This window comes from Actinoplanes sp. NPDC051494 (assembly GCF_044454705.1).
Lineage (GTDB): Bacteria > Actinomycetota > Actinomycetes > Mycobacteriales > Micromonosporaceae > Actinoplanes.
Genome location: NZ_JBITDZ010000002.1, coordinates 408,353 through 432,753, shown reverse-complemented (window position 1 = coordinate 432,753; position 24,401 = coordinate 408,353). Strand labels below are relative to the sequence as shown.

General features: G+C 72.3%; 18 protein-coding genes. 6 read left to right on the top strand and 12 right to left on the bottom strand.

The window, feature by feature from the left end; translation table 11 throughout:
• The 6 genes from ACIA6A_RS08670 to ACIA6A_RS08645 form a co-directional block, all read right to left on the bottom strand.
• Window positions 1-3,135, bottom strand: a complete 3,135-nt coding sequence (locus tag ACIA6A_RS08670) for a tubulin-like doman-containing protein (protein WP_396096866.1) — start codon at window positions 3,133-3,135, stop codon at window positions 1-3.
• A gap of 23 nt (window positions 3,136-3,158) precedes the next feature.
• Entirely contained in the window at window positions 3,159-5,453 is a 2,295-nt protein-coding gene (locus ACIA6A_RS08665) for a vWA domain-containing protein (protein WP_396096864.1), read from the bottom strand.
• 216 nt (window positions 5,454-5,669) lie between these two features.
• Window positions 5,670-6,167, bottom strand: coding sequence for a hypothetical protein (locus tag ACIA6A_RS08660; RefSeq protein ID WP_396096863.1), 498 nt, complete (start codon window positions 6,165-6,167; stop codon window positions 5,670-5,672).
• Window positions 6,164-7,120: a hypothetical protein gene (locus ACIA6A_RS08655; RefSeq protein WP_396096862.1), complete on the bottom strand. Its 957-nt coding sequence runs from the start codon at window positions 7,118-7,120 to the stop codon at window positions 6,164-6,166. Before ACIA6A_RS08655 ends, ACIA6A_RS08660 begins: the two co-directional genes overlap by 4 nt.
• Window positions 7,121-7,148: 28 nt before the next feature.
• Complete coding sequence (locus tag ACIA6A_RS08650) at window positions 7,149-9,278, bottom strand: hypothetical protein (protein WP_396096861.1); 2,130 nt, start codon at window positions 9,276-9,278, stop codon at window positions 7,149-7,151.
• Window positions 9,271-9,978, bottom strand: a complete 708-nt coding sequence (locus ACIA6A_RS08645; RefSeq protein WP_396096860.1) for a hypothetical protein — start codon at window positions 9,976-9,978, stop codon at window positions 9,271-9,273. The genes ACIA6A_RS08650 and ACIA6A_RS08645 overlap by 8 nt, the downstream gene beginning before the upstream one ends.
• A 236-nt stretch (window positions 9,979-10,214) precedes the next feature.
• On the opposite strand from ACIA6A_RS08645, the gene ACIA6A_RS08640 reads away from it, so the two are divergent.
• Window positions 10,215-10,769, top strand: a complete 555-nt coding sequence (locus ACIA6A_RS08640) for a Pycsar system effector family protein (protein ID WP_396096859.1) — start codon at window positions 10,215-10,217, stop codon at window positions 10,767-10,769.
• 54 nt (window positions 10,770-10,823) lie between these two features.
• Entirely contained in the window at window positions 10,824-13,091 is a 2,268-nt protein-coding gene (locus ACIA6A_RS08635) for a M48 family metalloprotease (protein ID WP_396096857.1), read from the top strand.
• A 39-nt stretch (window positions 13,092-13,130) separates the two neighbouring features.
• Here ACIA6A_RS08635 and ACIA6A_RS08630 read toward each other — a convergent pair whose 3' ends face one another.
• On the bottom strand, window positions 13,131-13,754 hold the full coding sequence (locus ACIA6A_RS08630; RefSeq protein ID WP_396096856.1) for a lipoprotein: 624 nt from the start codon (window positions 13,752-13,754) through the stop codon (window positions 13,131-13,133).
• A 148-nt stretch (window positions 13,755-13,902) separates the two neighbouring features.
• On the opposite strand from ACIA6A_RS08630, the gene ACIA6A_RS08625 reads away from it, so the two are divergent.
• The 3 genes from ACIA6A_RS08625 to ACIA6A_RS08615 are packed head-to-tail and all read left to right on the top strand — an operon-like array spanning window position 13,903 to window position 15,786.
• On the top strand, window positions 13,903-14,577 hold the full coding sequence (locus tag ACIA6A_RS08625; RefSeq protein WP_396096855.1) for a hypothetical protein: 675 nt from the start codon (window positions 13,903-13,905) through the stop codon (window positions 14,575-14,577).
• A gap of 20 nt (window positions 14,578-14,597) precedes the next feature.
• Complete coding sequence (locus ACIA6A_RS08620) at window positions 14,598-15,113, top strand: sigma-70 family RNA polymerase sigma factor (RefSeq protein ID WP_396096854.1); 516 nt, start codon at window positions 14,598-14,600, stop codon at window positions 15,111-15,113.
• Entirely contained in the window at window positions 15,106-15,786 is a 681-nt protein-coding gene (locus ACIA6A_RS08615; RefSeq protein WP_396096853.1) for a hypothetical protein, read from the top strand. The genes ACIA6A_RS08620 and ACIA6A_RS08615 overlap by 8 nt, the downstream gene beginning before the upstream one ends.
• Window positions 15,787-15,868: 82 nt before the next feature.
• Here ACIA6A_RS08615 and ACIA6A_RS08610 read toward each other — a convergent pair whose 3' ends face one another.
• The 5 genes from ACIA6A_RS08610 to ACIA6A_RS08590 form a co-directional block, all read right to left on the bottom strand.
• Window positions 15,869-16,774: a RimK family alpha-L-glutamate ligase gene (locus ACIA6A_RS08610; protein ID WP_396096852.1), complete on the bottom strand. Its 906-nt coding sequence runs from the start codon at window positions 16,772-16,774 to the stop codon at window positions 15,869-15,871.
• Window positions 16,771-17,088 (bottom strand): contact-dependent growth inhibition system immunity protein, encoded by a 318-nt coding sequence (locus ACIA6A_RS08605; protein ID WP_396096851.1) that lies wholly within the window; start codon window positions 17,086-17,088, stop codon window positions 16,771-16,773. The genes ACIA6A_RS08610 and ACIA6A_RS08605 overlap by 4 nt, the downstream gene beginning before the upstream one ends.
• Before the next feature lie 2 nt (window positions 17,089-17,090).
• Window positions 17,091-17,480 (bottom strand): NUDIX domain-containing protein, encoded by a 390-nt coding sequence (locus ACIA6A_RS08600; protein WP_396096850.1) that lies wholly within the window; start codon window positions 17,478-17,480, stop codon window positions 17,091-17,093.
• 67 nt (window positions 17,481-17,547) lie between these two features.
• Complete coding sequence (locus tag ACIA6A_RS08595; protein ID WP_396096849.1) at window positions 17,548-19,350, bottom strand: glycoside hydrolase family 6 protein; 1,803 nt, start codon at window positions 19,348-19,350, stop codon at window positions 17,548-17,550.
• 798 nt (window positions 19,351-20,148) lie between these two features.
• Window positions 20,149-21,510 (bottom strand): cellulase family glycosylhydrolase, encoded by a 1,362-nt coding sequence (locus tag ACIA6A_RS08590; RefSeq protein ID WP_396096848.1) that lies wholly within the window; start codon window positions 21,508-21,510, stop codon window positions 20,149-20,151.
• Window positions 21,511-21,733: 223 nt separating this feature from the next.
• On the opposite strand from ACIA6A_RS08590, the gene ACIA6A_RS08585 reads away from it, so the two are divergent.
• Window positions 21,734-24,388, top strand: coding sequence for a cellulose binding domain-containing protein (locus tag ACIA6A_RS08585; protein ID WP_396096847.1), 2,655 nt, complete (start codon window positions 21,734-21,736; stop codon window positions 24,386-24,388).
• Window positions 24,389-24,401 lie beyond the last annotated feature (13 nt).

The following is a 24,401-nucleotide window of genomic DNA, read 5'->3' as shown; positions in this document are numbered from 1 at the left end:
TCAGTGCCCCAGTCCGTGCGCGATGCCGACCTGTTCGCGCAGCTCGGCCAGGTTCTTGTGGCTCGCGTCGAGGCGCTGGTCCAGCGCGGCCGGCAGCGTCGTCCACCAGAACTCCCGGAAGACCCCGAGCTGGGGGTCGCGGGCCAGGGCCCGGCTCTGCTCGGCCTCCTTGATCTTCTGCTTCTCCTGCTGGGCGATGTCCAGGAACGCCTCCAGGACCGGCGCGGGCGGGGCCGGGGCCCGGTCGGCGTCGCGGGGCTGGTGGATCATCAGCCGGGCGGCCAGCCCGCGGCGGATCGGGTTGTCGTCGGCGAGGATCCACTGCTCGTACGCCTGCAGCACGCTCGCCCACGACGACAGCGTGCCGAGCGGGGCCAGCTCCAGCCGCATGGCGACCGCCTCGCTGTTGCCGATCTCCACGGTGATGTGGCGCGGGCTCGCGGGGTCGCCGTCGACGATCACCTTGCCGTCCCAGGCCGCGCAGAGCAGCCGGTGCAGCACCTTGCGCCGGTCGGCGGCGGTCATGAGCAGGTATCCGTGGTCCGGGGCGAGCCGTCGCCGCCAGCTCGTGTAGTCGTGCGGGCGGGGATGGCGCTGGGCCTCCGACCACACCTTGACCACCCGGCGCAGCTCCGGGACCTCGGTGATCCCCATCGAGCTGCGGTTCAGCACGACCACCATGGAGTCGGCCTGCACCGCGCGGAACTCGGGTTCGCCGCCCAGGTCGGAGGGGAGCGGGACCTCCCGGCGCAGGAAGCGCTCGAGTTCCGCGTCCTGTTTGCCGGCCGGGTAAGTGATCAGCGCCTTGAGCGGGGCCCGGCCGTCCGGGGCGAATCCGCCGGGTACGAGCTCGGCGAGCTTCTGCCGGAACCGGGTCAGGTCGGTGTCGGTCACGGTCTTGTCCCGGCGCAGGGCCGCGTTGCTGAGCAGGTCCTCCATCCGGGGCACCAGGGCCGGGCGGCCGCGGTCGCTCGGGCGCAGGTGCTCGGTGACGACTTCCTTGATCCGTTGCCGGACGTACCCGACCGCGGCTTCCGGGTCACGGCGGCCCTTCGCGTACGCGGTGGCCCAGCCGTCGGAGCCGAGCATGAGGTTGAGCAGGTGACCCTCGTTGGCGTTGGCGCTCAGGCGCTGCGAGTACTCCTGCTTGAGCCGTTCGACGACCACGTCGTAGAAGCCCTCGAGGCCCCGGTCCTCAGCCGGCAGCAGGTAGGTCACGCCGACCCGGGATTTGTACAGGTCCTGTGAGCGCAGGGAGAACTGCTGCCGGTCGGAGCGTACGAGGGTGCGGAACTGGTCGGTGATCTGGCGCAGCTCCTCCAGGTAGGCCTGCCACGGCCGGGACCACAACCGCCGGCTTTCCTTCCACGCCGCGTTGTACAGCGTGCGGGTCTGCCACGCGTACCAGGCGTCCTGCCGGCGGATGACCGCCTGCGCGGGCTCGTCGGTGATCCGCAGGCGCTGCATCAGTTTGCGGGGCAGGTTGTCCGGCATGGGCGGGGCCGCCGCGGTGAGCCCGTTGACCGGGGCGGGTGGTGACTGCCAGGTCTCCAGCAGGGTCTGGAAGCCGCCGCGGTCGAGCGGGTCGGTGAGGGCGGGGTCGCCGAACACGGCCCGGCGCATCCGGAACAGGTCGACGTCGCGCAGCAGTGCCTCGGTCGCGGCCACCGGCTCGAAACCCTGGGCGAGCGTGGCGATCGGCTTGCCCAGGGTCTCGCGGCCCTTCTCGATGGCCGCCCCCATCGCGTTGGCCCGGTCGGTGAGGGCCTTGAGCACCGGGCCGTAGCCGACGGGGTCCTGGTGCGGGGGGATCCGGATCGGGGTCGCGTCGAGCAGCCGGTCGAGGCCCGAGGCGGCGATGAACGTACGGATGTGGCTCTTGTTGAGCTCCGCGGCCCCCGGCGGTTGCTGCAGCTCGGTGATCGCGTTGGCCAGCAGATGGGTGCTGAGGATGTCGGTGATCTCCAGCAACGGTGTGGTCAGCGCCGCCACCGCGCTGGTGGTCACCCCGCGCCGGCCGACCCCGGTCTCCGAGGTGGCATAGCGTTCCACAGCGCCGTTGATGAAACCGTCCGCGAACGACTGGTACTGCCGGTTCGCCGACTCCTCCTGGTCCTGGTCGCTGGGGCCGGCGCCGACGAGCGAGCCCATCAGCGACACCATCGAGCGGTGCAGGTCGTCGCGGCGGACACCGCCGACCGGCCGGCCGAACAGGAACGCCGTCTGGATCATGTTGGGCGGCAGCTGCACCTCCTCCAGCCGCGGGTAGCGGACCGAGACGTTGCCGTGCCCGCCGCTGGAGTCGAGGTGCCCCGGGGAGCCCTGCGCGTTCTGGTCGTCGATCAGGCGGAACAACTCGATCAGCGCGGACCCGGCGTTGAGCTCGGCCGGCCGGCCGCCGCCCTGCGCGTCGTCGAACGCCGACGGCATCAGCACCAGCGGATAGATCTCCGCCTGCTTGTGGCCCTGGACCATCAGATTGCCGATCAGGTGCAGGTAGTCGTAGTAGATGCCGCTGCCGGTGCCACCGGCCACGGAGAACACCACGAACACGATGACCGGGTCGACGCGCTGGGTGCGCTTGCCGCTGACGACGAACAGGTCGCCGGCGGACTCGTTGATGTCGGCGATCGCCTCCTTGATGCCGAGCAGGGCGGTGTCCGCGTTGCGCCGGACCGTCTCGAACAGCACCGCGCGCCCGACGGTCGGCAGCTGCCCGGCACCGCGTACCAGAGGGCCGATCCTGGGGTCCGAATCAGCCGGCGGCAACCAGCCCACCGTGTCCTCGTCGAGATTGATCCGCAGGCTCTGCGCGACCTCGGCGGAATTGCCCAGCCCGGCCGGCACCAGATCGGTGATCAGCCGCATCGTCTTCTGCGCGGCCTGCTCGTGCTCCCGCCCGGGCACCACCTCACGACGGACCCGCTGCAACTCCTGCGCGCTCAGATCGGCATACACGAACTGGATGCACGACGGGAGCTGGTACGGCAGGAAGTTACGTCCCTCCATGTCCCCGAGCAGCCGGGTGCCGTCCGGACCGCACAGGTCCTCACGCAACCGCCGCTCCAGCTCGGCGCCGACCTTGCATCCGGTGCCACCGAGCCCGATGAACAACATCGGCTGATAGATCCTCATAGCCCTCGTCCTCACAGTCCCGGTCAGCGGAAGGGGTTGTTGGGGTCGTCGCGGACGGGTTCCGCGAACGGGTCGCCCGTGGCGTAGCCGAACGGCTGGCCCGGGATCGACGGCTCGGGGACGAACGGGTCGGGGGTGCCGGGAGGGGGGAGGTACGGATCGGGTACGGATGGTGGCGCGCCGCCGGTGTGCCGGTCGTCCTGGATCACGACGCTGAACGTCGTGCCGATCGGGTGCCGGGCACCGGGTGCCAGGCCGGTGCGCCCGGCGGCCGTCGTGATGCTCAGGCCGTCCTTCGCCCGGCGGACCTCGATGAGCCCCTGTTCACCCGGTCGGCCGGGTTGCAGCAGCGGGGCGTTGAACCCGTCGTCGTACAGGACGAACCGGAAGACCTTCGCCGCTCTGTCCTCGGGCACCAGATCAGCGGTCCTCGTGTCACCGCTGTACAGCTCGGCGGTGAGCCCGCCGACCTTGCCGGCGTTGTTGCGGGCCATCACGCGCAGCAGCACGAGCACCACCGCGACGCCGAGCAGGGCGATCAGAGACATCCACCACCAGAAGAAACGATCCCACCAGCCGGGTACGGGGGTCACGTCCGCGGCGAACAACCGCTCGGCGACCGCGACGGCGGGGTCGTCGACGACCACCAGGCGCAACCGGGCCGCCACCACGCCCTCCGGGGTACCCGGCCCCACCCGCAGTGTGAAGCTCGCCTTGCCGGGGCCGGCCGGCAGCTCGGCCTCGGCCGGGTCCACCGACAACTCGGCACCGGGCGAGGGTTCGGCCACCAGCAGGCGCAACCGGGCCGGGCGGCCGGAGTCGTTGGTGACCGCGACCGTGCCGGTGATCTCGCCGCCCGGATGCACCCCGGCCCGGTTGACGTCGAACAGGATCTGTCCCTTGATCGCCGCGCCGGGCGGCTGCACCCGGGTCGGCAGCGTCCGGGTGTCCCCGCCGATGCCGACCCCGGAGACCTGTCCCCGGAACGTCAGCGCGCCGGTCGCGGACTCGGGCACCCGCACCGTGCCGGTGTACGTGCCGTCCCCGTCGGGGTCGGCGAGCGGGACCGGCAACCGGCTCATGCCGTCGCCGCTCAACGCGGTGACGAACGTGAGGCCACGCAGGGCCTCCTTGTCGGTGACGGCCTGCCCGCGCGCCCAGACCTGCATCTCGACGCCGACGTCCTGGCCGGGCTCCGGGCGCGGCGGGTTGGCGGTGAGCACGGCCTTCACCGCCGCCTGGTACACCACGGTGGCCGCGACGTCGGCGGCGGCGACCTCGGCCGACGAGAGCCGGATCGTCCAGCGGCCCGGCACCGGGTCGCTGACCCGCAACGACTCCGTGTCGGTGCTCTGGCCGGCGAACTCGAACGCCGACCCGCCCGCGGCCGGCGCGGCGGCCGTGTCGCTGCCGGGGGCGAAGTACTCCACCTGGACCCGGGGATCGTGCTTGTAGACCACGATGGACGCGTCACTGGCGATCGTGGGGATGTCGATGTGCAGGTCGGCGGGCTCACCGGGGCGCAGGTCGGTGACGTCGCGCGGGCCGTACTTCACGCAGCCGGCCGAGCTGAACGCCTCGGCCACCGCGGCCGTCAGCTCGCCGGAACTTCTCGCGATCCGGGCCTCCGGGTCGACCGCGGCCGGCGTGCAGCTGGTGCCGGTGGCGAAGCCCTTCAGCGCCGCGTCGTCGACCGCGCCGAAACCCAGCGGCCACACCTGGGCCCCGATCGCCGCGAGATCGGCGAGGGCCTCACGGGTCAGGCCGGCGGCCGCGGCGTTGCGGCGCTCGGCCGTGTCGCCGTACGCCGGGCTGTTCGGCACGTCGAGCTTGCCGTCGGTGAGCAGGAAGACCACTTTGCGCTCCGGCTTGCCGGTGCGCACGAACGAGAGCGCCTGCTGCAGGGCCGCCGCCTGGTCGGTGTCGTCGCCCTCCGCCGGGGTCCTGCGGTGCAGGTCACCGACGCACTCGGCGAGGGCGTCGCGGGCCTGCGGGCTGTCGAGCACCGTCGGGCTGCACGCGACGTCCACCGCGCTCTGACCGGACCGGTCGGAACTGCCGAAGCCGACGACCGAGACGACGGAACCGGGGGCGAGCACGCTGAACGCGATGGTCCGGGCCGCCTCCCGCTCCTTGACCACGTCGGTGTCGCTGAGACTGCCCGACTCGTCGACCAGCACGACGACCTGCATAGCGGGCAACGTCGCGGGCTCGTCGCGGGCCGCCGCGGGGGCGGCGCCCGGCAGCACCGACAGGGTGAGGGCCGCCGCGACCGGCAGCAGCCACCGGCGACCTGAATACCGATCATCTCGGGGCACCGGATCCACCTCCATTCGCATCACTGCGGGAATATGTATTGATTTTTCTGATGGCGTCCGGCATCCGTCGCTCGCGACGCCGGAGCCTCGCACGGGGGCGCCGGGAATACCAATAGCGGAAAGTGCGACGTCACTCGCACGGGTCAGTCGAATCGGGAAACGATCCGATCATCGGAATTGCCGCATCGTTCGGGCCATGCATTCCGGGAAAGCCGGTCAGCCATCACCGATCCGGTCGTACCAGGTCGCCACCGGCCGGGCGCACGACGCCGCCTCGTCGGGGCAGTACCCGTCGTTCCACAACCAGATCCAGGCCAGGCTCACCAGGATGAGCAGGACCGCGTTGAGCCGGGCGGCCCGGGCGAGCGCCGTGGTGGCGCGGGTGGCACCCGACGACGCGGCGGTCACCCAGGAGGCCACGATGTCGCCGACGTTGTAGACCACCGCCGGGGGCCGCACCCCCCGCCGGCGGTAGCCACCGGCGACCGTCATCTCGCCCAGCAGGACGACCGCCCCGGCCAGGGTGAACGCCGTACGGAGCACGAAGGACGCCGCCCGGCACAGCGGTTCCAGTGCCGTGCGGACGAAGACGACGAACGCCGTGGCCACCACGACCACGAACAGCGGCACGAACAGCACCGCCGCGGTCTCCGGGGCGAGGCCACCGAGCAGGCGGAGCAGCAGTTCCGCCATCATGTCCAGCGGCCCGGTCATCCCGGTTCCCCGGACGTACCCGCCTTCTCCGCATCCGCCTTGCCGGCATCCGCCTTACCGGCATCCGCCTTGTCCGCGGCGGGCAGCTCGGCGCCGGGTGCGTTGTACTGCCCGAGGATGGCCCGGAAGTTGCCGACCGCCGCGGCCACCGCGCCGTCGAGCTCACCGACCCGGATCTCACCGCCGTCGATGAGCACCTTCATCGCCTCCAGCGCGCGCTGCTTCTCCCGGTCCGCCATGGCCGCCATCTGGCCCACGACCTCCAGGCCCTTGGTCTGGTCCTGCTGCAGGACGAACGCGTAGAGCCGCTCCGGACCGCCCCCGATGATCGCGTCCATCTGCTCCTGGCGGGCGGCCTGCCGCTCGATGGTGGCCCGCTCGGCGAGCATGGACAGCTCGGCGTCGCGCCGCGCCCGGTCGAGATCGCGTTCGCGCTCCACCGAGGCCACCGAGAGATCGGCCAGCGCGGTGATCTGCTCGGCACTGATCCGCAGGTGGGCGTACACGTTGTCGATGCGCAGGCCGCGCCCGGCGAGATCGAGGGGCCGGCCGGTGAGCCACTTCTGCAACTCCTCCTCGGCGGCGGCCGGCTTGCCGTACTCGTGGCGCCTGGTGACCCGGGGCAGTACCTGGAACAGGTAGGCCTGGCAGTCCGCCTCCGGGGTCAGGACCTGCTGGCTGACCACCGTCACCGGCTCGGCCACGCTCCACGTGTAGTTGACGGTGGCCTGGAAGAAGACCGCGTCCCCGGCGGCCGGGAGCTGGCAGGTGAAACTGGCGCCGTGCGGGCGGATGTCCACGACGTACGCGGCCTTGGGCCCGCGCCACCACGTCTCCCCCGTGGTGTACGGGTACTGCGGGGTGACCAGCTGGTTGTCGGGCATCTGGAAGACGAGCGTGGTGCCCGGGTCGGCGATGGGGCGGCGCTGGAACGGCAGCCGCTTCAACTCCATCCGGTGAAGGATCGGTCCGGACATAGGCCTACAACCCCTTCATGAGAGCGTCGAGCAGCTTGCGTGCGGTGTCCGGAGAGGCGGGCTTGCCGGTCCGGAGGGTCTCGGCGTGCCGTTTCAGCAGGTCGGCCTGGCGACGGGTGGTCGGCACCGCGGTGAACAGGCGCACGAACGCGGGCCGCAGCGCCTCGGTGCGCTCGGCGAGCTGCGCCCACGTGCGCAGCACCACCCACAGCCCGTCGTCGGCGTCCGGGGCGACCAGCGCCCGGCTCCACAGCCGGGCCACCACGTCGCGCGCCGCGTCGTCGTGGTCGGCGATCCACAGCAGCGTCGGCCAGCGGACCCCGTCGACCTCGGTCCACAGCGTCCAGCCGACCTGCAGGAACCCGAGGATCCCGGCCAGCTGGCGGCCGTTGCGGCCCTCGGCCGACCAGCTGTCGAGCAGCCCGAGCAGGACGAGCTGACGATCGGGTTCCGCCTTGGCCATGAGCTCGGCGATGCTGTCGCCCAGGGCGACCGCCAGATCCTCGTCCGCGCCCTTCGCCAGCCGGGTCAGCGACGCGTCCGGGCCGCCGTCGAGCACCGCGCCGACGCTGCTGCCGAGCGCCCGGGCGGCGGTCATCCGGGCTGCTTTCCCGCCACGGCGCGACCAGTCGGCGACCAGGGCCACCGCCCGTGCCGCGGTCCCGGGTTCCCGGGCCGGCAGCGCCAGCGCGTTGACCGCCAGCTCCCGCTCGTCGACCTTCTCCCCCGCCACCCAGGGCACGATCACGGCCCGCCGGACGATGTCGAACGCGTACGTGCCGAGGTAGCCGACCGCGATGGACGCCCGGGTCCGGACGTCGACCTCCACGTCGTCGGCGATCTCGCCGAGCCATTCCAGCAGCAGCGGGCGGTCGTAGTCGTGCTCGTGCCAGTAGTGCCGCAGGATCCGCTGGGGATACGAGCTGTCCAGGAACGCGGCGATCTCCAGCGTCGCCGGGCCGTACGGGGTCCGCCGGGTCTCCATGGTCAGCCGGGCCCGGGCGGCCTTGAGGCGCTGACGGCGGCTGCTGCGCTCGCGGGTCCCGGCCGCCGGTGCCGCGTGCTGCGCCGACCAGGCCTCCTCCAGCAGCAGCGCGGCCCGGGACACCGCGTCGAACGCCATCGCGTTGAGGACGGCGAGCGCGAGCACGAGGGCGCGGGCGCTGACACCGGTCACCTCGTCGTCGAACCACTCCTCGACGGCCCGGTCCGCGCGCACGGCGAACCGTTCGGCGGCGTCGGCCAGGGTGCCGTGCCCACGGGCCGCCTCGGCGAGATCGCAGGCGAGTTCCACGAGGCGGTGCACGTCGAAGGCCCCGGGCGTGGTGGCCCGCAGCTCGGCGGAGGTGCCGGCCCGGTCGAGCAGCTCCACCGCCTGCTCCCGGGAGCCCAGCCGGTGCTCGAGGTGGCGCACGGTCAGCTCGTAGGCGTCCGGTGGGGTCTCGAGCATCCGCCACACGGCCCGGCCACCGTGCTCGGCCACCCGGTCGGCGTCGGTGAGCACCACGAGCCGGCAGTCCGCCTTGACGAGCCGTTCCTCCAGGTCGTCGAGGTACTGCGGGCTCAGCGCGGCCAGCGTCCGGGCGTCGAGGGCCTCGAGGACGAAGCCGGCCCCCTTGGGCAGCCGGTCGACCGGCAGCTCGGCCAGCCGGCCGGCGAAGCGCAGTTCGTAGAGCTCGGTGGTGCCCTCGAGCAGGCGGATGCCGGTGGCGGTGTTGCCCCAGCGGGGCCGGGTGCCCAGCAGCACGAGGCGGTGCCGTTCGAGCGGGCCGCGCAGCTCGGCGAAGCCGTCCGGTTCCACGTAGACCGCGGCGATCTCGACGACGGTGCGCGCGGTGACCTCGGTCAGGATCGGCCCGGACTGGTCACCGCCGGGGCCGGTCGCCTGGTCGCCGCCGATCAGCGTGCCGACCTGCACCCCGTCGCCGATGATCACCACGCCCGAGGTCCGGGAGCCGAACATCGACATCGCGTCGTCGACCGCCTGGCGGCGGGCGCCTCCCGCGGCGGCGTCGTCGCGCGTGCCGGCACCAGCCCGCTGCGCACCGAAATGCGACGTGGGCTCCGCCTTCTTGTCCTCCGCGGGCTTGGGGTCGGACTGCTTCGGATCCGGGGCTTTCTCCTGCTCAGCCATTCTTGTCACCACCGATGACCGTGCCGTGGATGATCGTCCCGTCGCCGGTGATGTGGACCTCCGAGTGGCGGTCAGCACGTTGGGGCCGACCGGGCGTCGCCGGTGCCGGCGCGGGCTGCGGCGGGGCGACACCCGGCAGGTACGCCCACGCGTCGCGATCGGTCTCCTTGACCTTGACCCGGATCCGGCTGAACGACGCCGGGTCGAACGAGGCACCGCCGCGCACCACGTCCTGGTAGAACGTGTCCGACACCAGCACCACGTAGTCCACCCCGGGATGGTCGGCGAGCAGCTCACGGCCCGCGTCCGCGTCGAGGAGCCGGGCGCAGTCCTTCAGCGGGGTCCCGGTGAACGTGCCGCCGTCCTCCGAGAACAACAGCCCGCTGTGGACGGCGATCCGCAGGCGCAGGCGGTTCTGCTCGTTGGCGCCGGCGCGGTGCATGCGCAGCTCGATGGCCAGCCGGTCGACGAACGGGGCGAGCGCGGTGTGCGGCGGCACCGAGGCCGGCAGCAGCACCCGGAAGCCGTCGCCGTCGTCGATCCGGACCAGCGCCGCCGGGTCGAGGTGCAACCGGGCGAGCGTGTCGTCCAGCATCTCCCGCAGGTCCCGGCGCATCCGGACGAGCAGCACGTCGCTGCGCGCGCTGGAGCCGGCCACGTCGGTCGCGATGATCGTGTGGTGCAAAGGATCGAGTCGCACGCTGCCACCCCGTCTTCCCCGAAGATATTGTCGCCCTCCATTTATCGGAGGCACTTTCTCAAACCCTCCACACCGTAGGAAGTAACGCAGCCGGTATCGATCGACTGACAGGCGCGAAACAATGTCGATGATCGTTATCCGGAGCGGCCCGTCCGCTGGAAAGTCCGTCCGGTCGGATAGGTCATCCGGAACGGAATTCCTTGGACTCCGGCTTTCCTGTGTGGAACTCTTCGGGGGTGATCGCGTCACCGCGGCGAGGCCCGCGAACAACCGACCGGCCCGAGGTGCCGCAGGAGCAGCTCCGGCTCAATCTTGATCTCGCGTGGCGCCGGCACACCGCCCAGGAGAACTGGATCGCCCGGGTGGACACCAAGGCGTCGATCCTGCTGACCGTCAACGGTGCGGTGCTGGGCACCGTGCTCACCGCCCGGGCCCAGAGCAGCGGCTTCGTCGCCGACCTCACCGGCTGGCGCGCCGTCGTGCTGTGGACGGCGATGATCCTGTGCGGACTCGCCGAGGTCGCCGCCGGCGCGGTGATCGTGCCGCTGCTCGGCCACGGCCGGACGCCGGACCGCGCGGGCACCATCTTCTTCGGCGATCTGCGCCGGCGGGACCCGGCGGCCCTGGGCGCCTACCTGATGGGACTCACCCCGGAGGAACAGTTCGACCAGCTCGCCCACCAACTGGTCGTCATGGCCCGGGCAAGCTGGTTCAAGCACCGCGTCATGCAGGCCCTGACCGGCACGGCGTTCACCGCCTACCTGCTGATCTTCGTCGCGCTGGCGAGCTGATCGCCGGGGAAGGCCCGCATTGACGTGGGTCGCGGTGGATGACCAGACTGTCGCGTGAGCGTTGAACCGCGCGTGCCGGCCGCCGTGCGCTCCCGGTTCGTGCTGCTGGTGGGCACCGTGCTGGCGTCCACCGTGTTCACCGGCCAGTGGATCTCCCGGCTGCTGCCGGGGCAGGACCGGCGCGGCAGCGAGATCCGCACCGGGTGCTCGCGGGCCGCGACCGAGGCCGCCGGGGCCGCCGATCCGGCCGGGTGGGCCACCACCTTCGCGCGGTGCTCCGCCGGGCTCGAGCGCGACCGCGCCCTGGTCGTCACCGGCGGGGTCGTGCTGCTGATCCTGGTCACCGCGGTGCTCGGCTGGCTCCGGCCGTGGCTGCGCAACCGCCGGGACCGCCTCGCCGCGCTGCGCGAGGACGACGACCCGGAGCTGACGGCCGCGCTGCGCGACCTGGTCACGCTCAGCGGACTGCCGCGCGGCCCGGTCTTCATGACCGGTTCCTACGGTACGGCCACCGGTGCCCTCGCCTACGGCCGTCCCCCGGACCACCGGATGCTGATCGGCGCGGACGTGATCACCCGGTGTTACACCGACCGGGCGGCGTTCCGGGCCGTCGTGCTGCGCGAACTCGGGCATCTGCGCAATCGGGACGTGCTCGTCACGTACGCGTCGGTGGCGCTCTGGCAGTCGTTCCTGATCGTCGCCCTCGTGCCGTTCGGCGTGAGCCTGTGGTGGACCGCCCCGGGAGACCTCGCCGGCGGGGTCTGGCGGATGGTGGTGCTGACCGTGCTGGTGCACCTCACCATGCGATCCGTGCTGCGGCTCTGCGAGCTGCACGCCGACGCCCGGGCCCGGGAGTGGGACGGGCCGGGCGGGGCGCTGGGGCGGCTGGTGGCGCAGGCCGGCACGGCCCGGCACCGTCCGGAGTGGCTGGACACCCGGCCGTCGCCGCGGCGGCGGGCGGCGGTGGTCGGCGACCCCCGGCTGGTGCACGACCAGCCCCGCTGGGTGCCCGCGGCGGTGGCGTTCGGCGCGGGCCTGGTGATGGCCGTGGCGCAGGCCGGGGCCACCGGGCTGATGCTGCTGCTGACGCCGGGGATCGCGCCGCTGGCCCCGCGCCGGCTCGGCCTGGTGCTGGTCGCCGGGCTGGTGGTGGCGACGGTGGGCGCCGATCTCGGGTCCCGGGTCCGGCACGGCCGGCCACCGGCCGTACTCGTCACCGGCACCGCGCTGACGGCCGGGCTGATCGCCGGGTCCGTGGTGGCGTCCACCGCCGGTAGCCAGTCGCTGACAACCACGTTTCTGCTGGTCGCCGCCGGTGTGTTGTGGACCGGATGGGTCGCCCTGGACGCCGGGTTGCGGACCACCGCGGGGCCGGGGCCGGCCGTGGCCGCGGTGGCGCTCGGCGTGGGCGTCGCCTGCTGGCTGCTGATCGACGAGCTGCGGCCGGTGCTGTCGGCGGCCCGCACCCTGACCGCCGGGGACCCGGGCGCCGCCGGCCTGCTGACCGACCCGGTGACGGTTCTGCTGGCGGGACGCCCGGAGGTGCTGGTGGCGGCGGTGCTGCTGGTGCTGCGGCTGCTGCCGTTGCGGATCCTGGCCCCGCTGACCGCCGGGACGGCCTGCTGCGCGGTGGCCGCCGTCCTGGTGCGGACCGGGATCCTCACCGACGGCCGGGACCTCGCGCCGGGCGGGGAGCTGGTGCCGGGCGGGGCTCTGCTGCCGGGCGGCGTGCTGGTGCTGGCCGGCTCGGTGGTCGCGGGTGGCCTGGCCGCGGTCCGGTTGCGGACCGGGGCGGTGGCCGGTGGTTTCGCGGCGGGCCTGGGCACCGGCGGGGTGGGTGCGCTGATGGTGCTCGGCGACGCGGTCAGCGCGCTGGCGCTCACCGGGGCGGTGGCGGGCCTGCTCGGGTCCGCCCTGGTGCGGGCCGGCACGCTGCTGTGGCGGGTATCGGCGGCGTCGCGGCACCGGGCCGCGGCGAGCCCGGGACAGGCCGCGGTCACCGCGTCGGTCATGCTGGGCGTGCTGGCGGCGGGACTGATCATGCCGGCCGGTCCCGGGGTGCGCCCGGCCGTCACTCCCCGGGCCGGCATCGGCTCGGCCTGCGTGCGGTTCCGGTCCCTGAACGCGACGCTCGGCACGATCCCGGCCGGTGAGTCGTACGCGCGGCTGGTCGAGCTGGACCGGGTCGCCGCCGGCACCGGCGCGGCGGACCTGGCGGCCGGGGTGGCCGATCTGCGCCGCTCACTGACCGACGGCGACCCGGGCCGGTGGAACGCCGCCGTGCTGCGCCTCGACGCGACCTGCGCCGCCGCCGGCTACTGAGAGCGCGGCCAGTGCGGAGAGCGCGGCCCGCCGGTCAGGTCATGGGGTGACGGTCAGGGTCCGCTCGGCCAGCCGCAGCGCGGGCAGCGTCTCGTCGTGCTCGTCTGCCCCGAACGCGGACAGGTGCACGACGACCGCGCCGCCCGCGGTGTTCACCGCGAACGCGGAGTACTTCCCGGCGTGCTCCATCGACGTGTTCCAGGTCTCGTACGTGACCTCGGCGGCGGCCTGCCCACCGGTGGTGACCTCGGCGTAGCCGGACTTGACCACCTCGAAGTTCCCGGCCCTGCGCTGGTCGGGGAACTGCCCGGCGACGAACGTCTCGAGGTGCGAGCGCGGGGTGCCGGTGCGCCCGGCCGCGACGTACACGCGCAGGAAACCGATGCTGCCGGCCGGCTTGGCGCTGATCTCGCAGAGCATGGTGAACGGGCCGCTGCGGAACAGGTCGGCGAGCTCACCGGCCGCCGCCGCGTCGACGGCGGCCGGCTTCCAGCGGGTGGCCAGGTCGAACTCCACCGGCAGCGTGCAGGCGCTGCCGTCGGCGCCCACCCGGGCGGCGGGCAGCGTGGTGGCACCGGCCGTCGCGGCGGCCGTGGGCTCGGCGGGCCCCGCCGAGCAGCCGGCCAGGAGCAACAGGGACGCGGCGATCGTGGCGGTCTTCACAGGTCCGGGAGCCTAACCGGTATCCACGGTCCTCGCTGGCCCGGGCATCCCGGGCCAGCGTGACCATTTCGTGACATCGATGGTGAAATCAGCGCCGCTCGCGGGGCGTGTCCACGGCATACATCACGTCACCCCCCGAGGAGTTCCCGTGCGCACGATCGCTTTCGCCGCCGTAGCCCTGGCCACCGCCGCCACCCTGACCGCCTGCGCGAACGCCGAGCCCCCCGTGGCCGGCGCCCCCGCCCCCACCACCCCGTCGCCCGCCACCCCGTCGCCCACCACCCCGTCGACCGCCACCTCGTCGCCCGCGGCGACCACCACCTCCCCTTCCCCGGCGAAGAGCGCCACTGCCACATCGACCAGGCCGGCCGAGGGCACCTCGGACCTCAGTCAGTTGAAGAAGTTCGGCATCGACCTGGGCGAGGGTGTGCTCATCGACGTCGCGGACGACGGCGTGGACCGCTGGATGCAGATCGGCAAGAACGGTGTCGTCGACTTCACCGGCACGACGAAGACCGACTCGACCATGATGTCGCTCAAGGCCGCACCGGGCCGGGTCAAGAACCGGGTGCTGATCAAGCCGCCGTTCTGGAACGAGGACCTCGGCAAGGGCTCCTGCGTCGCGGACACCCCCGGCGCGGCGCTGGCGCTGCAGACCTGCGAGGCCGGCAAGGACGCCCAGGTCTGGACCGTGGTGCCGGCCGGGGATTCGGGGCAGTTCGAGCTCAAGGGCGCGTACGGTGTGATCACGGTCGAGAACGGGAATATCACCACCGGCGGCACGGGTCGCACCGGCCTGCAGACGATCCCGTTCGCGAGCTGAGCGAGACGGGAGTTCACCTGGTGACGCGCGACGCCGAGGACTTCGACACGTTCTACGCGACGTCCTCGCGCCGTGTGACCGCCCACGTCGCGATGATGGTGGGCAACCGGGCCGAGGCCGAGGACGCCGTCGCCGAGGCCTACCTGCGCGCCTGGAACCGCTGGCACAGGATCAGCGCGTACGACGACCCCGAGGCCTGGGTGCGCCAGGTCGCCTACCGGCATGCGGTGAGCGCCTGGCGCAAGGCGGTCAACCGGTTGCGCGCCCATCGCAGCGAGACCACCGACCGGCACGTCGAAGCGCTCAACCCCGATCACGTCGCCATCGTCGCGGCGCTGCGGCAGATCCCCGCCGATCAGCGGCGGGTGATCGTGCTGCATCATCTCGCGGGGCGCAGCGTCGCCGAGATCCACCGGGAGACCGGCATCCCGCCCGGCACCGTCACCACCTGGCTCGCCCGCGGACGACGGGCGCTGGCCGCCCATCTGACCGACCGCGAGACCTACGAGACGGGCCGGGAGCACCGCGATGTCTGACGACCGCATCCAGCAGGGCCTCGACGCGTACGCCGACCACCTCCAGCACACCACCGCCCCGGCCCCGGCCCGGGAGATCCGGCATCGCGCGGCCCGCCGGCGCCGCAACCGCACGGCCGCGGGGGCCTTCGTGGCCGCGCTGGTCGTCGCCGGTGGTCTGGGCGCGGTCCTGAACCGCCCCTCCGGACCCCCCGTGGTCCCGGCCGCCTCCCCCTCGGCCTCGGCCTCGGCCTCGGGAAGTGCCCGGACCTCGGACGTGAGTCAGCTGCGGGAGCTCGGCATCGACCTCGAGACCGCCGTCCTGCTCGACATCGCCGACGACGGCGTGGACCGCTGGATGCAGGCCGGGGCCGGGGACGTCGTCGACTTCACCGGCACCGCGCGCGACGCCACCACCGAGATGGAGCTGCGGCCCGCGCCGGTGTCCGCCCGCAACAGGGTGACGATCGCCCTGCCGGCCCGGCCCGGGATGTGCGTCGCGGCCACCACCGGCGTGACGCTGACGCTGACGACCTGCCGGGACGGTGACGCCACCCAGACGTGGCGGGTCGTGCCCGCCGGTGACTCCGGTCAGTTCGAGCTCGAGGGCAGCAACGGCATCCTGCGGGTCGAGGACGGCCGGCTGGTCGCACCCGACCGGAGCGGGCGCACCGGCATCCAGACCCTGCGCTGAGCCGCCGGACCCTGCGCTGAGCCGACCCCAGGGGGTGGGCCGCCGGACCACAGGGTGGGCCGCCGGACCCCATGGTGGGCCGTCAGCGGGCCAGGCGCTCCTGGACCGCGCGGACGAACGCCGGCACCGCCTCCGGGACGACGTCGACGAAGTAGGCCGGCTCGAAGATCTCCACCTCGATCACCTCCGGCGGCAGACCGGCGGCGATGTCGACCCGCGCGTACAACGGCAGGCCCGCGTCCGCGCCGAGACCCTTCGCCGCGGCGATGGTCCTGACCGCCGCCAGCACCCGGGCGCCCAGCACGATCTCGTCGGCGTGCGGTTCGACGCGGGAGATGTCGGAGGTGTAGGAGCCACCGACGTACCCACCGCCCGGCACCAGGATCGGGCCCTTGTGGAACGCGTGCGAATACTCGCCGTTGAAGAAGAACAGCGCGTTCTCGCCGTCCTCGATGACCCGCTCGGCCGCCGGCTGCACCATCACGGTCTTGCCGTCCGCGAGGATCCGCCCGGCCAGGTCGAGCGCGCGCGGGTCGCCCGGCTCGAACAGCCCGGTGTCGCGCGATCCCGCCGAGACCGACGGTTTGAGCACGACCCGGCCGGTGGCGAACCCCGCGACCGCGGCCCGCACCTCGTCGGCCGTCACACAGAAAACGGTCGGCACGACCGGCACACCCAGCGCCTGGAAGTCGTCGAGATACCGTTTGTCGATGTTCCACCGGATCAGCTCCGGGGCGTTGAGCACCCGGGTGAGCCCGGCCGCCCGGTCGAGCCAGGCCAGGAATTCCGGGTACCGCTCGGAGTAGTCCCACGGCGTCCGGATGACGACCAGGTCGTACCCGGCCCAGTCGACGGCCGGATCGTGCCAGACCGGCGCGTCCACCGTCAGCCCCACCGCCCGCAGCGCGTCGGCCAGCGGCCCGGTGTCCTGGTCCCGCCCGCCCAGCCCGGCGGGGTCGGTCGTCACCATCGCGATCGTGTACGTCACGCCTGCCAGCCTAGAATCACCCGCAGCCGGGCGTGCTCGGCCGGGTGCGTGGTCCAGAATTCCCCGGGTACGCCGACCACGGCCGCCACCAGGTCCGCATGGGCCGCGGCATCACGGGTGAGCAGGGTGAGCACCCGCGGCATGAGCACCGACAGGCCGATCCCTCGGTCGACCAGCAGCCGCAGGTCCCCGGGCCCGAGCGTGCTCATCGGCCGGCGCCGCAGCTCGTGAGCGGCGACGAGCGCCGGGGGCGACCCGGGCGGGGCGTCGCCCCACACGTCGCCCTCCATCTGCTCGAGGGAGAGGTCGCGCACGCTCAGAGCCGCCCGTCGCGCAGCAGCTCCGTGATCAGCGGCGCCAGCACGGTCGTGCCGGGGTCGCGCGGGTCGACCCAGCGGGCTTCCTCGATCTCGGCGAGCGGGGTGACCGGCCCCGGGTACGGCGTCGTGTAGACGTCCGCGTCGATGTCGAAACCCGGCTCGTTGGCGGCCGGTGCGGCGAACCGGCCGAGGTGTCCCAGCGATGCCACGCCGACGGTAAGACCGAGTTCTTCGCCCAGTTCGCGTACCAGAGCCTCGGCCGGACCCTCGCCGGGCTCGAGCTTGCCGCCGGGTTGCATGAAAACGCCGGTCCCGCGCTTGCGGACCAGCAACCACCGCCCACCGGGATCGCGGATCACGGAGGCGACGATACGCAGCGTAGGCACTCGATCATCATAAAGACCCGCGGACCGTCGGGTCACGACGGTCCGCGGGGTGTGGGAGAGGGTCAGGTCAGAGAGCCGGGTACGCGTTGGCCATCAGCTGCTGGAACTGGGCCGAGAACCAGGCACCCGAGATCGGTGCGCCCGCGAGCGCGCCGGTCAGGCTGTTGCCGTTACGGGGGTTACCGGTGTAGGTCGGGTCACACATCCGGTCGAAGCCCTTGCCCTCGTCGTTCGGGATGAGGGTGCTGGAGCCGTCGGACTCACCCGGGGGCTTGACCCAGACGTAGGCGTCGATGCCGGCCGCCGGGGCCGCCGTCGGACGTTCGCCGAGGCCCGCTCCGGCCTGGTTGCACCAGTTGCCGGCGTGGATCCGGCGGTCGATGCGGGACTGGTCGACGTAGGTGTTCACGTCGGTGGAGGTGCTGGCCGCGGTGGGCCGGCCCGAGCCGCCCCAGCCGTTGCGGGACGTGTCGATCAGCATGCCGATGTTCGAGTTGAAGCCGATCGAGACGAGCTGGTTACGGAACGCCTGGGCGAACGTGAGCTCGTCGGTGTACTGGTTCCAGTCGACCCACTTGGACTGCCGCACCGAGGTGCCGTTGACCGTGGTGGTCGGCTGCACGTACGGCTCCCGCAGCGCGGAGTAGTTCGCCGTGTTGGTGATGAAGCCCTGCACGTTGTTGACGCTGCCGGACGCCTGGGCGGCCTGGAGCATGATCTGCGCGGTCGGGAGGAAGTTGCTGTCCCAGCCGATCCAGCCGTGGTGCGCCGCGTCGACGTAGTTGTACGTGTTCGCCAGCGCGCCCAGCTTGTTGAGCGCGTACCCGATGCCCTGGACGTAACCGCCGTTGGCCTTCATCGTGTCGCAGGCCGCGGTGCCACCGGCCTGACCCGAGGTGTTGGTGACCAGGTTGGGCAGCGAGTCGATCTCGACGATGTTGATGATGCGCAGGTTCCGGTACTTGGTGTCGGCCTGGATCGCGGCGATCGGGTCGATGTACTCGGTCTTGTAGCGCGGCAGGTCGTTCGGGCCGAGCTCACCGTTGGAGGCGAGCGCGGCGCAGTCGCGGCCGGGCAGGTTGTAGATGACGAACTGGATGTACCCGGCACCCTGGGCCAGCGCGGCGTCGAGGTGGTCGCGGACGCCCATCGAGCCGTTGGAGCTGCTGTCGTCGGTGCCCTCGATCGCGGCGATCCGGTCCAGCCACACCGCGGTCGGGTTGTTCGAGACCCGGCTGCCGCCGGGCTCCGCGTTCGCCTTGGCCTGCCACTCCGGGTTCCGGTAGCCCTGCACGCCCGAGTACGGGTTGTCGACCTTCGCGCCGGCCGGCGGCGGGGTGGTCGGCGGGGGCGTGGTCGGCGGCGGGGTCGTGGTGGGCGGGGTGGTCGGCGGCGTGGTCGGCGGCGTCGTGCCCGGCGGGGTCGTCGGGGCGGTGGTGCCGGTGCAGACCGTACCGTTGAGCTTGAACGACGCCGGGGTGGCGTTGGTGCCGGAGTAGTCGGCGTTGAAGCCGAGGCTCGCCGACGCGTTCGTGGCCAGGTTCGCCGCGTAGCTGGGCGACGCCGCGGTGACGTGCGTGCCGCTCTGCGTGAACGTGGCGCTCCAGCCCTGGGTGACCCGCTGGTTGCCGGCGAAGTCCCACTCGAGGCGCCAGCCGTTGGTGATCGGGTCGCCCAGGTTGGTCACCGAGACGTTGCCGGTGAACCCGGTGCTCCACTGGTTGACGGAGTACGTGACCCGGCAGCCGGCAGCGGCGCTGGCCTGCGTGGCGGCCACGACGCCGAGACCGGTCACCAGCGTCGCCGCGGCGGCGATGGTGACTGCTCGGGTGAGGGTGCGTCGGGGCGCACCGGAGGGATGGGGACTCATCTCAGATTGCTCCTCGGAGGACGAAGGGCGGGTGGCGGAGAAGGAGAGCCGACGAGAACAGACCATCGATGCTCGTTGGTGCCGAACAAGCGACTGAGCGTGATGTTTCCATGGGAGCGCTCCCAGCGCAATACCAGGGAAACGCTTTCGAAACTTTTCGGAAACTGGGCTCAGTTTCAGGGACCGATCCGGCTTACAGGGACCGATCCGGCTTACAGGGACCGGTCCGGCTTTCAAGGACCGATCCGGCTTTCAAGGACCGATCCGGCTTTCAAGGACCGATCCGGCTTTCAAGGACCGATCCGGCTTTCAGAGACCGGACCTGCGTAGAGCCCGAACCAGAAGGTCCACAGCCGACGGCCGGGCGCCGGGCCGGACAGCGTGGACGCGCCGCCCGACCCGGGCCGGGGGCCCCGCCCAGCCCCGGCTCCCCCTGGCACCCGGCCCGGCACCGGGTCCGGCACCGGGCCCAGCACCGGGTCCGAGTCCGGGACAGCCGGGCGCCGGACCGCCGAGCCCGCCACGGAGGAGCCGGCCCGATCGGGTGGCCGTCTGATCACACATGAGACAGACCCCCGCGGCGACCCGGCGAACCACCTCGCCGGCCGCGGGCGAACGGCTTCCCGAACCGACGGCCGTGCGCGACAGGCCGGGTGAGCGAGGGACGACCGGGACGCCGCCAGCGACGCCGCCCCGGACGGGCAGCCGCACCACCGCCGGAGCGGTCAGCCCGGGCGCCAGGACGGGTGGCCCGGGCGCCGGCACGGTCAGCCCGGGTGTCGGCGCCCGGGGGCGGGGTCAGGCGGCTGCGCATGTCGGGGTGGTGGTCGGGGACGCTCCGGTGCCCTGGAAGCCGAACTCGGTGGATGCTCCCGCGGCCAGGGTGCCGTTGTAGGAGACGTTGGTGAAGCGGACCGTGCCTGTCGAGCCGGTGGCCTGGGCGCTCCAGGTGTTGGTCACCGCGGTCCCGGACGGCAGGACGGCCGAGACGTTCCAGCCGGTCAGGGCCGCGCTGCCCGCGGTCACCCGGACCGTGGCCACGAAACCGCCGCCCCACGAGTTGACCGACACCACCGCCGTGCACACTCCGGAAGAAGGCGGCGGCGTGGTCGGGGGCGGCGTGGTCGGGGGCGGCGTGGTGGCCGGCGGGGTGGTGACCGGCGGGGTGGTCGGGGTCGCGCCACCGAAGACGGAGGCCTCGCGGGATGTGGCCTTGATGCCGTTCGCACCGTTGAAGAGACGCTGGCCCCAGGAGGTCAGCTGGTTCGCGTCGAAGTTGGTGACCAGGTCGAGATATTCGACGCCGCCGCCGTTGCCGCTCCAGGACCAGCCCAGGTAGCCGATGCCGAGCGACTGCGCGGTCGCCAGGATGGTGTCCTCGTCGGGGTTGCCGTCGGAGTGGTTGTGGCCGAATTCCCCGACCACGATGGGCAGCCCCGCGGTCCGGAACCGGCCCAGGTAGTCGGTGATCTCGGCGGCCGTGTCGAAGACGCCGTACATGTGGATGGAGAAGATGGTGTTGCGCTGGGGGTCGGCGGCGAAGACCGCGGCCGCGTTGTCGCGCATCACGAACTGCCAGTCCTGACCCCAGTTCGGGGCGTCGACCATGATGGAGTGCTCGAAGCCCGCGGCACGCAGCCGGGTGATCGCGTTGGTCGTCGCCGTCGTCCAGGCGGTCGCGCCGGTGTTCCCGTACGGTTCGTTGCCGATGTTGAGGATGACGTACCGCTCCTGGCCGGCCAGGGCGCTCTTGACGTTGATCCAGTAGGTGACGGCCTGGTCCAGGGTGGCGGCCGCGCTCTCCTCGCCGTACCCGGTGGTGTCGTGCACCTCGAGGACGCAGATGAGCCGGTTGGCGCGGCACTGGGTGATCACGTTGGTGACGTCGGCGGCGGAGTTGGCCGTCCAGCGCTGGCCGCCGGCGAGGACCACCCGCACGGTGTTGGCGCCGAGGGCCTTGATGTCGGCGAGCGCCTGGGTGGTGCGGGTCGGGTACCACGTGTGGGCGTGGTTGACGCCGCGCATGACGAACGCGTTGCCGTTGGCGTCGAGGATCCGGGTGCCACTGACGGTGAATCCGGCGGCGGCGTTCGCGGAGACGAGCGGGACGGCCACGAAGAAGGTGAGCACGGCGAGGGCGAGCAGGAGTAGTCGGCGCACAGGGGGATGCCCTTCCATCGGTTGACGGGTGCGCTCCCACGATGGATCGACAGCGGTCTTTCTAACCCGCGGCCGGCGAACGTGTCAACACGGTGTACCGACAAATCGTCCGATGACGCGAGAGTTTGTTTCCGGCTCTTGACACAAGGGTTAACAACCGCGATTGTCTGGGAGCGCTCCCACACTGAAGTTCCTCGATGCGACCCCATCGATGGGAGGACCGTTGTCCCGCCTGAAGAGCATCCTCATCGCCGCCGTGGCCGGCACGCTGCTGAGCGCGGCCGCCGTGCCCGCCCTGCAGACCGCGCAGTCCGCACAGGCCGCGCCCGCCGACGCGTACGCCTGGAAGAACGTCCGGATCGACGGCGGCGGCTTCGTGCCGGGGCTGGTCTTCAGCCGGGCCGAGCAGAACCTGATCTACGCCCGTACGGACATCGGCGGCGCGTACCGATGGAACCAGGCCGGACAGAACTGGGTGCCGCTGCTCGACTGGGTGGGCCAGAACAACTGGGGCTACAACGGGGTGCTGAGCATCGCCGCCGACCCGGTGGACGCCGACCGGGTGTACGCCGCGGTGGGGATGTACACCAACAGCTGGGACCCGAACAACGGCGCGATCCTGCGCTCGAGCGACCGCGGCGCCACCTGGCAGACCACCACGCTGCCGTTCAAGGTCGGCGGCAACATGCCCGGCCGCGGCATGGGTGAGCGCCTCGCGGTCGACCCGGCCAACAACCGTAACGTCTACTTCGCCGCCGAGGGCGGCAACGGGCTGTACCGCAGCACCGACTACGGCGCCACGTGGGCCAAGGTGACCGCGTTCCCGAACGCCGGCAACTACGTGGCCGACCCGGCCGACACCAGCGGGTACCAGAGCCAGAACCAGGGCCTGACCTGGGTCACGTTCGGCGCCGCCAACACGATCTTCGTGGGCGTCGCGGACAAGCAGAACCCGGTCTACCGCAGCACCGACGGCGGCGTCACGTGGGCGCGGGTCGCCGGGCAGCCCACCGGATACCTGGCGCACAAGGGCGTGGTGCAGGGCAACTACCTTTTCATCGCGACCAGTGACACCGGTGGCCCGTACGACGGTGGGTCCGGTCAGGTGCAGCGCCTGGACCTGACCACCGGGGCCTGGACCGACATCAGCCCCACGCCGGCCGGCACCTCGGACGCGTACTACGGGTACTCCGGGCTGACCGTGGACCGCAAGAAGCCGGGCACGCTGATGGTGGCCACCCAGATCTCCTGGTGGCCGGACGCGATCTTCTTCCGCAGCACCGACTACGGCGCGACCTGGACCCGGATCTGGGACTTCACCAGCTACCCGAACCAGTCGAAGCGCTACACGATGGACATCTCGGCGAACCCGTGGCTGGACTTCAACACCAACCCGCAGCCGCCGGAGACCACGCCGAAACTGGGCTGGATGAACGAGTCGCTCGAGATCGACCCGTTCGACTCGAACCGGCTGTTGTACGGCACCGGCGCCACCGTGTACGGCACGACGCAGCTGACCAACTGGGACAGCAACACGACGTTCACGATCAAGCCGATGGCCAAGGGCATCGAGGAGACCGCGGTGCTCGACCTGGCCAGCCCGCCGTCCGGGGCTCCGCTGGTCAGCGCGCTGGGAGACATCGGCGGCTTCTACCACGCCGATCTGACCACCGTGCCGGCGAACTTCCACGACACCCCGAGCCTGGGCAGCAACACCAGCCTCGACTTCGCCGAGCTCAACCCCGCGGTCTTCGCGCGGGCCGGCAACGGTGACGCGGCACCGCACATCGGTGTCTCCTCCGACGGCGGCAAGAACTGGTACGCGGGGCAGGAGCCCGCGGGCGTCACCGGCGGCGGCACCATCGCGGTCGGCGCGGACGCGGGTGCGTTCGTCTGGTCCCCGGCCGGCGCAGGCGTGCACTACTCCACCACGCGCGGCAGCTCGTGGACGGCGTCGACCGGCATCCCCGCCGGCGCGAAGGTCGAGTCGGACCGCAACGACCCGAAGACCTTCTACGGGTACGCGGCGAGCAGCGTCTATGTCAGCAAGGACGGCGGCGCCACGTTCACCACGGTCACCGCCCCGACGCCGGCGCGCAATCTCAAGCCGGTCCCGGGGCGCACCGGGGACGTCTGGCTCGCCGGCGAGGGCGGGCTCTATCGGTCCACCACGGCCGGGGCGGCGTTCACGAAGGTCTCCACGGTCACGTCGGCGATCAACGTGGCGTTCGGGAAGGCGGCGCCCGGGGCCGCGTACCCGTCGGTGTTCCTGGTGGGTGTGGTCGACGGGGTGAACGGGGTCTTCCGGTCCGACGACGCCGGTGCGAGCTGGGTCCGGATCAACGACAACGCCCATCAGTACGGCAACGCGGGCGACGCGCTCGCCGGTGACCCACGCGTCTACGGGCGGGTCTACCTGGGCACCAACGGCCGCGGCATCCTGTACGCGGACCGGACCGGCACCACCCCGACCACGCCGGCCACCACCCCGCCGGCGACGCCGCCCACCACCCCGCCGACCACGCCCCCGACGACCACGCCGCCGGTGACCACGCCGCCGGTGACCACGCCGCCGCCGGCCACCACCGGCTGCACGGCGACGTACACGACCACCGGGTCGTGGCAGGGCGGGTTCCAGGCCGAGGTGACCGTGCGCAACGGCTCCACCGCGACCACCGCGTGGACGGTGACCTGGACGCTCGCCTCCGGGCAGGCCGTCACGCAGGTATGGAACGGCACGCTGAGCCAGTCCGGTTCGGCGGTCACGGTCAAGAACGCCTCCTACAACGGCGCGCTGCCCGCGAACGGGTCCACCTCGTTCGGTCTCACCGGCACCGGGACGGCCTCGGTCCCGTCGGTGACCTGCTCGCGTACCTGATCCTCCGCATCCC